We start from the raw sequence: 12262 nt of genomic DNA on the forward strand, positions 1-12262 counted from the left end.
TTTTTTGGTTTTAAAAGAATCGAGAAGCAGATTTGAGTTAGTTGAATCGGTCAGGATCTGCTTCCGTCATCTCTTAATTTCTTAGTGGTTTGCCTTTGGTTAACATGAATTGGATGCGTTCGAGCGTTTTGCGTTCGGTACACAGCGACAAAAATGCCTCGCGTTCGAGGTCGAGCAAGTATTGTTCGGATACGAATGTCGGTTCAGACAAATCGCCGCCCGCCATCACATAGGCGAGTTTGTTTGCGATTTTCTTGTCGTGGTCGGATATGAAATGACCCGCCGTCATTTGATCGGTCCCCACATAAAACATCCCGAGGGCCTGTTTGCCCAATACCTTGATGTCCTTGCGTTGGATGGGTTGGGTGTAGCCCGCTTCGGCCAGCAACAATGCTTGTTTTTTGGCTTCGGCGATTTGACGGTCGCGGTTCACCACGACAATGTCCTTGCCCGGTTGCAGGATGCCGGTGTCGAAGGCTTCATAGGCCGACGTCGATACCTTGGCCATCGCCACGGCTAGGAAATACTCCTGCAATACGTTGAGCTCGACATCGTTTTTGTGGAACTGGTCGGCGGCACGCAACGTCATTTCTTTCGATCCGCCGCCGCCCGGGATCACACCTACGCCAAACTCGACGAGTCCGATGTAGCTTTCGGCCGCGGCCACTACCTTGTCGGCATGCAAACTGATCTCGCAACCGCCGCCCAGCGTCATGCCGTGTGGCGCGACAACCACGGGGATCGACGAGTAACGGCAGCGCATCACCGTGTTCTGGAATGCCTTGATCGCCATGTTGAGTTCGTCGTATTCCTGTTCGACGGCCATCATGAATATCATGCCGATGTTGGCACCCACCGAAAAGTTGGCGCCTTGGTTGCCGATCACAAGCCCTTCGTATTCTTTTTCGGCCAAATCGATCGCTTTATTGATGCCCATCAACACGTCGCCGCTGATCACGTTCATTTTAGATTGGAACTCGAGGTTCAGGATGCCATCGCCCAAATGCGTGATCGAAGCACCCGCATTGTTCCAGATTTTTTTGTTTTCGCGGATGTTGTTCAGGATGATGAACGCGTCCTGGCCCGGCACTTTTTGTTGCGATTTTGATGCGATGTCGTAGTAATGCGACGCCCCGTCCTTGACCGTGTAAAACGTTTTGTTACCCGAGGCGAGCATGTCGTTTACCCACGGGGCGGCCGTCAATCCTTCGGCCTGGAGCAGTTCGATGCCTTTTTCGACACCCACGGCGTCCCAAATTTCGAACGGGCCGTTTTCCCAGCCGAATCCGGCTTTCATCGCGTCGTCTATTTTGTAAAGATCATCGGTGATTTCGGGTACGCGGTTCGATACATAGGCGAACATCGCCCCGAAACTCTTGCGGTAGAATTCGCCCGCCTTGTCCTTGCCGCCAACGAGTACCTTGAAACGGTCGATGGGTTTGTCGATGGTCTTGGTGAGCTCCAAGGTCGCGAATGACGCCTTTTTGTTCGGTCTGTATTCGAGCGTATTCAAGTCCAAAGACAAAATATCCTTGTCGACTTTTTTGTAAAAACCTTGTCCGGTTTTGGAACCAAGCCATTTGTTTTCGAGCATTTTGCCGATGAAATCCGGAAGTTTGAACAATTCGTGCGCTTCGTCGTTCGGGACGCCTTCGTACAATCCGTTGGCCACATGGACGAGCGTATCCAATCCTACGACATCGACGGTTCTAAATGTCGCAGACTTTGGTCGACCGATGACGGGGCCGGTCAGTTTGTCGACTTCCTCAATCGTCAAATCCATTTGCTTGACCAGGTGGAACAGGCTTTGGATGCCGAAAATCCCGATGCGGTTACCGATGAACGCCGGCGTGTCTTTGGCCACAACAGACGTTTTGCCCAAGTATTGTTCGCCGTAATTGTTCAGGAAATCCAATACTTCACGCGAGGTTTTTGGCCCCGGAATGATCTCGAACAGTTTAAGGTAACGCGCCGGATTAAAAAAGTGCGTCCCGCAAAAATGTTGTTGGAAATCTTCGCTTCGGCCTTCGCTCATAAAGTGGATCGGGATGCCCGAGGTGTTCGAGGTAATCAACGTACCCGGTTTGCGGTATTTCTCGATTTGCTCGAACACCGATTTTTTGATGTCCAACCGTTCGACGACCACTTCGATGATCCAATCGGCATCGGCAATCTTGGCCAAATCATCGGTGGTATTGCCCGTGGCGATTCGACTGGCGAATTTTTGGTGGTAAATAGGCGAGGGCTTCGATTTCAAGGCGTTCGCCAAGTGGTCATTGACGATGCGGTTGCGAACGGCCTTGCTCTCTAAGGTAAGCCCTTTTTTGGTTTCGGCTTCGGTCAGCTCTTTCGGGACGATGTCCAGCAGCAATACCTCGACGCCGATGTTGGCAAAATGGCATGCGATGCCCGAGCCCATGATGCCCGAGCCAATCACCGCTACTTTCTTAATGGTTCTTTTCATTGTCGTTGAATATGTTTTTGTCGAGTATGAGTTCGTTGATGATCTCGGCCACTTCGATAAAATGGGCGAGTTGTTCGTCGGTGACGCGCGCCTTGACTTTGTCGTTGAACTGGCGCACGGTGGTTTTTGACAAGTCGCGTTTTTCCTTGCCGAATTCGGTCAGATGGATCAGTACCCCGCGACCGTCATCGGGATTGGGTTGACGCGTGATGAGGCCTTTGTCTTCCATCGATTTGAGCGTACGCGTAAGGCTCGTCGCTTCCATGCCCATACGCGGGCCGAGTGCCGTGCTTGGCGTGCCTTCTTTGTCGATGCTGAGCAACGCAAAACCGGTGGCCATGGTCGCGCCGTACTTCTGCGCTTGTTCGTTGTACATGCGGGAAACCGCTTGCCACGTGGCGCGCAGGATGTAATCGATCGTTTTTTCTTTCATGTAGGAAACGCTAGATAAATCCAAAGATAATAAAAAATACTATGCATGCATAATAAATTTTCATAAAAATTTGGAACTGTCGAAAAAAAGAAACTCCCCAAGTAGGGGAGTCTGTTTATGCGGTCTTGTAGATCTTGTCGTACAGCGCTCTGTATTTCTCGAGGATCTGTTTGCGTTTGAGTTTGAGCGTGGGTGTGAGTTCGCCGCCCGGGATCGACCATATTTCGGGGGTCAATTCGAATTTCTTGACCTTTTCCCAATTGCCGAATTTTTCGTTCATCTGGTCAATCTCCTGTTGGATGCGGTCGATGACTTGCGGGTTGCCCGCGATCGAATTGGGGTTGTCGCAACCGCCAACATCATGCAACCTGGCCCATTCCTTGACGAATTCGAAGTTGGGCTGGATCAAGGCCGCCGGCATTTTTTCGCCTTCGCCCACCACCATGACCTGTTCGATGAACCGCGACTGTTTCATCGCATTCTCGAGCAACTGCGGCGCCACATATTTGCCGCCCGAAGTTTTGAAGATTTCCTTTTTGCGGTCGGTGATTTTGAGGAATCCCTCGGGGTCGATCTCGCCGATGTCGCCCGTATGGAAGTAGCCGTCTGTGATCACTTCGGCCGTTTTTTCGGGATCTTTGTAGTAGCCCATCATGATGTTCGGGCCTTTGGCAAGGATTTCGCCGTCCTGCGCGATCTTGACTTCGACGTTTTCGATCGGCTTGCCCACGGTACCTACCTTGAACATACGGTTGCGCATGTCGTTGACGGCAATCACCGGCGAGGTTTCGGTAAGCCCGTAGCCCTCGACCACCGGCAAATCGGCGGCGGCAAACATGCGTGCGAGCCGCGGTTGCAGCGCCGCGCTGCCCGATACCATCAGGTTCAAATTGCCGCCCAACGCTTCCTTCCATTTGCTGAAAATCAACTTGCGCGCGATGGACAACTGGAATTCGTACCACCAGCCGTTGGCGCCATACGGTTCGAAGCGTTCGCCCAAATCGATGGCCCAAAAGAACAGTTTCTTTTTGATTCCCGTGAGTTCGGTGCCTTTGGCGTAGATTTTCTCGTATACTTTTTCGAGCAATCGCGGCACGACCGTCATCACATGCGGTTTGACTTCCTTGACATTTTCGCTGATCTTTTCGATCGATTCGGCAAAATAAATGCCCACACCATAATACTGGTACAGGTAGGTGACCATGCGTTCATAGATGTGGCAGATCGGCAAAAAGCTCATGGCGCGCGATTTTCCCGCTTCGAACGGAATGCGTTTCTCGCTGCCGAGTACGTTGGCCACGATGTTTTCGTGCGACAGCATCACGCCTTTTGGTTTTCCGGTGGTGCCCGACGTGTAAATGATGGTTGCCAGATCTTTGGTCGTAATCGCTGCTTTTCGCGCGTCGACTTCGGGCTGGTTGCTGTTGTCCTGGCCCAATGCGAGCAGTTCTTTCCAGTTCTTGCATCCGTCGATTTCGTCGAACGAGTACACATCTTTCAATAGTGGTAATTGCGCGCGGATCGCCTTGACCTTGGCGAGCACCTCGACATCCGAAACAAAACAATACATGGCACCCGAATGGTCAAGGATGTATTGGTAATCTTCTTCAGAAATGGTCGGGTAAATCGGCACGTTCTGCGCGGCGGTTTGCAAAATGCCCACGTCCATGATGTGCCATTCGGTGCGGTTGCTCGACGAAATGACCGCAATCTTGTCGTCTTTTTGGATGCCCATTCGCAACAAGGCGCGCGAAATAGCGTTGGCCTTGGCGAGGTATTCGTCGCTCGAAGTCTTGACCCATTGGCCGTTGTATTTGGTCACGAGCGCATCGGGAATGTTGTAGTATTTTTGCTGGTGATAGGGAAAATCAAACAGACGTGTAATCTCTGGCATAGCGGTTTTATTTGGATGCAAATTAGCAAAAATATCGTTATAGTTTTGTTTAATTGTCGATTCGGTCATTCTGTCGGTCATTTTGCAGATGACATACGTTTAGGGCGACGGTCGATCTTTTTGTTACATTTGCGCAACCAAAAATTTACGTTCGCTTCACATGAAGAAAATCGATTTCCTCAAGCCATTGTTGCATTTTTTGCTGATTGGCCTTTGTATTACGACGGTTAGCCGATTGTTTTTGTTTTTCAATTTTAAGCAACGCGTCATGCAGGTCGATGATTTCTGGCGTATTTTCACGATTGGTTTGCGGATGGATCTCATCATCCTTTGCTATCTTTCTTTTTTGCCCGCGCTTTTGATTTGCGTCTTACCCGATGCTTGGCTGCAAAGAATCCGAAAGTTTTTTACCGTTTACTTCATCACATTTTTGGGGTTGTTTTTGTTCATGGAGTTGGCCACGCGCGATTTCATCAACCAGTACGACACGCGTCCGAACAAGTTGTTCCTCGACTATTTGATTTACCCCACCGAGGTTGCGGGAACACTCGTCAAAAGTTACCTCGGGTCGATCATCGCCACGACGGTTTTGATGATCGCGGCCATTTTTTTGTTGGTCAGGTTTGCACCCAGGTTGTTCCATCCGAGACCTGCCGCGTATAAAGCCAGATTGCTGTTGTTTTTACCCGTGGCTTTTTTGTTGTTTTTTGGCGCGCGTTCGAGCCTGACTTCCAAACGCCCGATCAATGCGAGCAATGCCGTGTTTTCGACCGATCAGCTCACCAATTCGCTTGGGCTGAATTCGTTGTATACGGTAGCTTTTGCGGCCTATTCGATCAAGAACGAAGACGATGCGGCCAAAATGTACGGCAAGATGGAAATCCATGAAGCCCTTGCACGCGTCCGCAAATACATGCACGTGCCCGATGCCGAATTTACCGACGCCAATTTACCGCTGAACCACATCCAAAAAGCCGATACGCTGCGCAAAAAACCATACAACCTGGTGATTTTCCTGCAGGAAAGTCTGGGTGCCGAATATGTGGGCAGCCTCGGTGGAATGCCGCTTACGCCCCATTACGACCGACTGACCCAAGAAGGTCTATCTTTTACGAATCTATACTGTACCGGAACGAGAAGCGTACGCGGCATCGAAGCGGTGGTTACCGGATTTTTGCCGTCGCCGTCGGAGAGCGTCGTCAAGCTCAGCAATTCGCAATCGGGGTTTTATACGCTGGCCGGCGCACTCGCACAAAAGGGCTACGACACCAGTTTTATCTACGGCGGCATGGCCAATTTCGACAACATGGCCGGATTTTTTAACGGCAACGGATTCGCGAACATCATCGACGAGCCCGATTTCGACAAATCCAAGGCCGCGATGCACGGCACCTGGGGTTATTCCGATGAAGATTTGGTGGTCAAGGCCAACGATTATTTTAAAAGCCAGGGCGACAAACCGTTCTTTTCGCTGATGTTTTCTACGTCGAACCACGAGCCGTTCGAATTCCCCGACGGACGCATCCAGTTGTACGAAAAACCGAAACAAACGGTTCACAACGCGATGAAATACGCCGATTTTGCGATCGGAAAATTCTTTGAATTGGCCAAAAAGGAAAAGTATTTCGAGAACACCATCTTCATCGTCATCGCCGACCACAACACGCGTACGTACGGCCAGCACCTGGTGCCCATCAACAAATTTCACATTCCCGCGCTTATCATCGGGCCGGGTGTGGCCAAGGGAAAAACCTACGACAAGCTCGCCAGCCAGATCGACATTCCGCCCACATTGCTCAACCTGATCGGATTGGACATCGCGTCGCCCATGCCGGGCCGTGACCTGTTCAAACTACCCGAAGAAACAAAAGGCCGCGCGATCATGCAGTTTCACAACAACAACGCGTTTCGCGTAGGGAATCAGGTTGTCATTTTGCAACCCGACAAACAGCCGTTGCAATTCGAGCTCAAGACCGATACCGAACTCGTACCCACGCAACTCGATCCCGAACTCGCAAAGGATGCGTTGGCGCATGTGACCGTCGCATCGTATTTGTACAAAGAGCGCAAATACCGACTCAAGTCGCAGAAATAAAAAGAAAACCTCCCGTTGAAAGGAGGTTTCTATTTTTTAAGATTGGCGTTCAATCCACTGGCGTGCATTGACAAAAGCTTCCAGCCAAGGCGTGACTTCGTCGTGTCGTCCGTTAGGATAATGCGCCCAGTTCCACTGGAACGTCGAACGTTCGATGTGCGGCATCGTCACCAAGTGGCGCCCGGTTTTGTCGCACAGCATCGCAATGTCAAAATGCGAGCCGTTCGGGTTGGCCGGATAGCCGTCATACGCATACTTTCCGACGATGTGGTAGCGGTCTTCGGCATACGGCAAATCGAAACGACCTTCTCCGTGCGAAATCCAAACCCCAAGTGTTGCACCCGCCAAAGTCGAGAGCATCACCGAGTTGTTTTCCTGTATCTTGACCGACGTAAATCCGCTTTCGTGTTTGGCCGACTGGTTGTGTTTCATCTTGCCGTGGATGTCGTGCTCGGGGTTGATGACTTCGAGCTCCATGAACAACTGACAGCCGTTGCAAATGCCCACCGACAACGTGTCTTCGCGCTTGAAGAAATTGTCGAGCGCCGTCTTGGCTTTGTCGTTGTACAAAAACGCGCCCGCCCAACCTTTGGCCGAACCGAGTACGTCCGAATTCGAGAAACCGCCCACGGCACCGATGAATTGGATGTCTTCGAGCGTCTCGCGCCCCGAGATCAAATCGGTCATGTGGACGTCCTTGACGTCAAAACCCGCGAGGTACATGGCGTTGGCCATTTCGCGTTCGGAATTCGAGCCTTTTTCGCGGATAATGGCGGCTTTCGGACGCGGTTTGGACGCGTCGATGGCTGGTTTTTTTCCGTCAAAATGACTCGGGAAAACATATTGCAGCGGTTGGTTCTTGTAATTGTCGAAACGCTCCTTGGCTTTTTGTTCGCCCGATTGTTTGCGGTCGAGCAGGTAAGAGGTTTTGAACCAAACGTCGCGCAGTTCGGCAACGTTCAATGTCAGATTCGTTTCGTTATTCTTGATCGTAACAGTATTGCTTTCGGTCGCTTTTCCGATGTTGAAAAACGCGATGTCATTTTGTTCGAACACGCTTTCGACCGATGCTTCGGCCTGGAACACGATGCCGATGTTTTCCGAGAACAGCAACGCCGTAGAATCGCTTTCGCCGATGGCCGTCAAATCCAAATCGGCACCCAGATTCACGTCGGCAAAACACATTTCCAAAAGCGTGGTAATCAAACCGCCGCTGCCGATGTCGTGTCCGGCGTGGATTTTTCCGTCCAATATGAGTTGTTGGACGACGTTGAACGTCTTTTTGAATTCGGCTGCATCGACAATCGTCGGCGCTTGCTCGCCAATTTTATTCAGGATTTGCGCAAACGACGAACCGCCCAATTGGTGCGCATCGCCCGACAAATTGATGTAGTAAATGTTGCCGCCGTTTTTCTTCAAGACCGGTTCGGCGACTTTGCCGATGTCGGTGCAATTGCCCGCCGCCGAAATAATCACGGTTCCTGGCGCAATCACATCGCCATCGGGGTATTTTTGTTTCATCGACAACGAGTCCTTTCCCGTCGGGATGTTGATGCCGAGTTCGATCGCAAAATCGGAACAGCCTTGTACGGCTTCATACAGACGCGCGTCTTCGCCTTCGTTCTTGCACGGCCACATCCAGTTCGCCGAAAGCGAAACGCCTTTGAGACCGTCTTTGATGGGAGCCCAAATGAGGTTTGACAAACTTTCGCCCATCGCATTGCGGCTGCCCGCGACAGGGTCGATCAGCGCGGCAATCGGCGCATGACCGATGGACGTTGCGACGCCTTCCTTACCGAGGTAATCGAGCGCCATCACGCCAACATTGTTGAGCGGCAATTGCAACGGTCCGGCGCACTGTTGTTTGGCGACTTTCCCGCCTACGCAACGGTCGACTTTGTTGGTCAGCCAGTCTTTGCAGGCGACGGCCTCAAGCTGCAAGACCTGTTCAAGATAGGTTGGTATATTGTTCTGTGTGTATTGTAAATCCTGGTATTCACGGTCGATTGATTGGTCGTCCATGATGGTTTTGGGCGATGAACCGAACATATCTGCCAGTGCAAAATCCATCGGTTTCTGGCCATTGGTTTGCGATTCGAACGTAAAGCGATGGCTGCCGTTGACATCACCCACTTCGTACATGGGCGAACGTTCGCGCTCTGCGATTCGGTGTAAAGTGTCGATATCGTTTTGCCCAATCACCAAGCCCATGCGCTCCTGCGATTCGTTGCCGATGATTTCCTTGGCCGACAACGTAGGGTCGCCGACAGGCAATTTGTCAAGGTCGATCAATCCGCCGGTTTCCTCGACGAGTTCAGACAAACAGTTCAAATGGCCACCTGCACCGTGATCGTGGATGGAAACAATGGGGTTGTGCGCGCTTTCGACCAATCCACGGATGGCGTTGGCCGCGCGCTTTTGCATTTCGGGATTCGAGCGTTGTACCGCATTGAGTTCGATGCCCGAGCTGAACGCGCCCGTATCGGCCGACGAAACTGCCGCACCGCCCATGCCGATTCTATAATTTTCACCGCCAAGGATGACGATTTTGTCGCCCGCTGCCGGTTTCTTTTTGATCGATTGGTCCAGTTTTCCGTAACCGATGCCGCCCGCCTGCATAATGACTTTGTCGTAGCCGAGCTTGCGTCCGTCTTCTTGATGTTCAAAAGTAAGCACCGAACCCGTGATGAGCGGTTGGCCGAATTTATTGCCAAAATCCGACGCCCCGTTCGAGGCCTTGATCAAAATATCGATCGGGGTCTGGTAGAGCCATTTGCGCTCGGGCATGGCTTTTTCCCACGGGCGTTCTTGTGCCAGACGCGAATAGGCCGTCATGTACACTGCGGTTCCGGCGAGTGGGAGCGAGCCCTGTCCGCCCGCCAATCGGTCGCGGATTTCACCGCCAGAGCCTGTGGCCGCGCCGTTGAAAGGTTCTACAGTGGTCGGAAAGTTATGCGTTTCGGCTTTAAGTGAAATCACCGATTCGAAGTCCGAAGTTTGGTAAAAATCGGGTTTGTCGGCAGACTTTGGTGCGAACTGTTGCACGCGCGGGCCTTTGATGAACGCAACGTTGTCTTTGTAGGCCGATACGATTTCGTTCGGGTTTTCGGCCGACGTTTTTTTGATGAGCTTGAACAGCGACGTTGGCATTTCCTCGCCATCGATGACGAACGTACCGTTAAAGATCTTGTGTCGGCAGTGCTCAGAGTTGACTTGCGAGAAGCCAAAAACTTCCGAATCGGTTAATTTGCGTCCGAGTTTGGTCGAAAGATTATTCAGATAATCGACTTCTTCGTCGCTGAGCGAAAGCCCTTCCTGTTGGTTGTAGGCCGCGATGTCTTCGATTTCGAGAATCGGTTCAGGCTTTATGTTGATGGTATAAATGTCTTGGTCCAGTTCGGCGTATTTCTGCGACAGCATCGGATCGAAATCTTTGAAATCAGCCGCGACTTTGTGGAATTCCTCGATGCGGATGATGCCGTTTATGCCCATGTTTTGCGTGATCTCGACCGCGTTGGTGCTCCACGGCGTGATCATGGCGGCGCGTGGGCCAACAAAAAAATCCGTCAGTACGGATTTCTCTATTTTATCGGTGTCGCCAAAAAGCCAGTTGAGTTTAGAAATGTTTTCGCCCGAAAGCGCGTCTTGCGTCTGTACGGCAAAAACGGTGCTTTCCTTTCCGAAGAAATGAATCATGGTGGTAGTTGTTGTTGTGAGCCGCAAATTTAGTTCAAAAAAGGGCAAACTGCAAGCGGTTTTTTCAACAAATCGATGTCAAGAATTAAGGCTCGAATGCGTTGAATGCACCCAGCGCCAACCCCGGAATCGTCGCACGCGGGGTGCCGAAATAGTCGGTCGAGCCCGACGTGATAAAATCGGTGTTGCCCGCCGTGGCCGCCGCCGATGTCGTAAAGATGTACAACTGGTTGCGGTTCGGGTTGTTGAATTCCGGATCTATGTTCTTGCGGTTGCCGTTCTGCTCGTCGCGGATGAACGCGTATTGCGGATCGTTTTCGATGCCCGTGCCCGAGTCGTTGAACTTGATGAAATTGTAGGCGATGTCGTTGGTATTCACGGTCGTACCGTCTTTCAAATTGAGTACAAATCCCACGCGGTTGCTGTTGTAAATGATCGAATTCTTGACCGAAAGCGTCAGCGGATAATCGGTTTGCACCTGCGTATTAGGGTCTTCGTAATAGTTGTCGAACAAAACGGTCAGTTGCGAGGTGCTCGGCCAGTTGTTGTTGAGCGAGCAATGCAACAAATTGTAATCGCCGCCCTCGATACCCGCAAAACCGGCCTGTCCGATGTTGCTCGCCAGTAGGTTTTCGGCCGAAATGTTCGCATGAACGCCCAGGATCCCAAAATTCACCATGTTGACCACCTGCGAATTGGTGATCGATACTTGCGGTTTGTAGTTCTGCGCGCCATCGCCCGGCAGCTGGATGCCATAAAAGCCGTTTTTGAGGATCAAATGGTCAATGGAATTGCCCGATGTCGAAAGGATGATGACCCCGCGCCATTGTCCCGGCGTACCGGCAAAAGCTGGTTCGAGCCTGTCGCCTTCGAACGTGACTTCGTTGTCATCCACCAGATTGCCTTCGCTGTCGTAAACCGATGGATTGCCGTCGATGACGATGTGCGCATTTTGGTCTACGATGATGCCCGCGCCGTCGTGAAAATGCACTTTCGTGCCTTCCTGTATGGTGAGTGTCTGGCCCGCAGGAACGTGTGCAAAACCATAAACCACCCAGGGTTTGTCATTGGTCCAGGTAAGTTCCTCGGGCGTCGTGAGCGTATGGCCTTCGATGTCGCTGGCTTGCGTTTGGCCCGCCAATGTAATCACTTCCTTGACGCCATTGAGGTCGCGGTTCGGGAAAATGAAATGCGCATCCTGGATCAGCGTGACCAGGTTGACGGCCTGTTCGGTCGTACCCGCGCCAAATAAAATGCGGTCGTTGTAGGTGAAGTCGGCTTCAGTTTCGGTAATGTCGACGGTAGTTTCTATAAAGATAAACAAACTGTCCTTGGCCAAGATCTCTACATTGGGGAAATATTTGCCGTTGCCATCAAGGCCCGTCATGCCGTCGACCATGAGGCGGTACTTGGAGGCATCGCCTTTTTCGAGTCGGATGGCCGGGATCGAAATGTCGTCGTTGCTGGTATTGTACACCTTGAGCATGTAGGTGCTCGAGCTGATGCCAGTAAAAATCGTATCGAGATACACGGTTTGCTTTGAAAAAGCCAGCCCGCCGTTGCTCGGGACGGTGTCGAAATCTTTGCGGCAAGAAGAAAGTAACGCGGTGGTACCGATGATCAACAGAAGGACGATTTTACGCATTGGTTTTTGAATTTGGGTAAAAGTAGCTATTAATT

Annotated in this window: 6 protein-coding genes; 1 reads left to right on the top strand and 5 read right to left on the bottom strand. The window is 51.5% G+C overall.

Annotation, left to right across the window (positions count from 1 at the left end):
* Positions 1–73 precede the first annotated feature (73 nt).
* From BLP55_RS02585 to BLP55_RS02595, 3 genes are all read right to left on the bottom strand, one after another.
* The gene (locus tag BLP55_RS02585) at positions 74–2464 is read right to left on the bottom strand and encodes a 3-hydroxyacyl-CoA dehydrogenase/enoyl-CoA hydratase family protein (protein ID WP_091140774.1); all 2391 of its coding nucleotides are present in this window, start codon (positions 2462–2464) and stop codon (positions 74–76) included.
* Positions 2448–2897: a MarR family winged helix-turn-helix transcriptional regulator gene (locus BLP55_RS02590; RefSeq protein ID WP_091140775.1), complete on the bottom strand. Its 450-nt coding sequence runs from the start codon at positions 2895–2897 to the stop codon at positions 2448–2450. The genes BLP55_RS02585 and BLP55_RS02590 overlap by 17 nt, the downstream gene beginning before the upstream one ends.
* A gap of 115 nt (positions 2898–3012) precedes the next feature.
* A complete protein-coding gene (locus BLP55_RS02595; RefSeq protein WP_091140776.1) occupies positions 3013–4791 on the bottom strand; it encodes an AMP-dependent synthetase/ligase in 1779 nt (592 codons plus the stop codon).
* Between the two features lie 160 nt (positions 4792–4951).
* On the opposite strand from BLP55_RS02595, the gene BLP55_RS02600 reads away from it, so the two are divergent.
* Positions 4952–6886 carry an LTA synthase family protein gene (locus BLP55_RS02600; RefSeq protein ID WP_091140777.1) on the top strand — a complete coding sequence of 645 codons (1935 nt, stop codon included), beginning with the start codon at positions 4952–4954 and terminating at the stop codon, positions 6884–6886.
* Between the two features lie 36 nt (positions 6887–6922).
* On the opposite strand, the gene purL is transcribed toward BLP55_RS02600, so the two are convergent.
* Both purL and BLP55_RS02610 read right to left on the bottom strand, forming a co-directional pair.
* Positions 6923–10582, bottom strand: a complete 3660-nt coding sequence (gene purL, locus BLP55_RS02605; RefSeq protein WP_091140778.1) for a phosphoribosylformylglycinamidine synthase — start codon at positions 10580–10582, stop codon at positions 6923–6925.
* Between the two features lie 85 nt (positions 10583–10667).
* The gene (locus BLP55_RS02610; protein WP_091140779.1) at positions 10668–12227 is read right to left on the bottom strand and encodes a hypothetical protein; all 1560 of its coding nucleotides are present in this window, start codon (positions 12225–12227) and stop codon (positions 10668–10670) included.
* Positions 12228–12262 lie beyond the last annotated feature (35 nt).

Origin of the sequence: Flavobacterium caeni (genome assembly GCF_900101895.1) — a bacterium.
Lineage (GTDB): Bacteria > Bacteroidota > Bacteroidia > Flavobacteriales > Flavobacteriaceae > Flavobacterium > Flavobacterium caeni.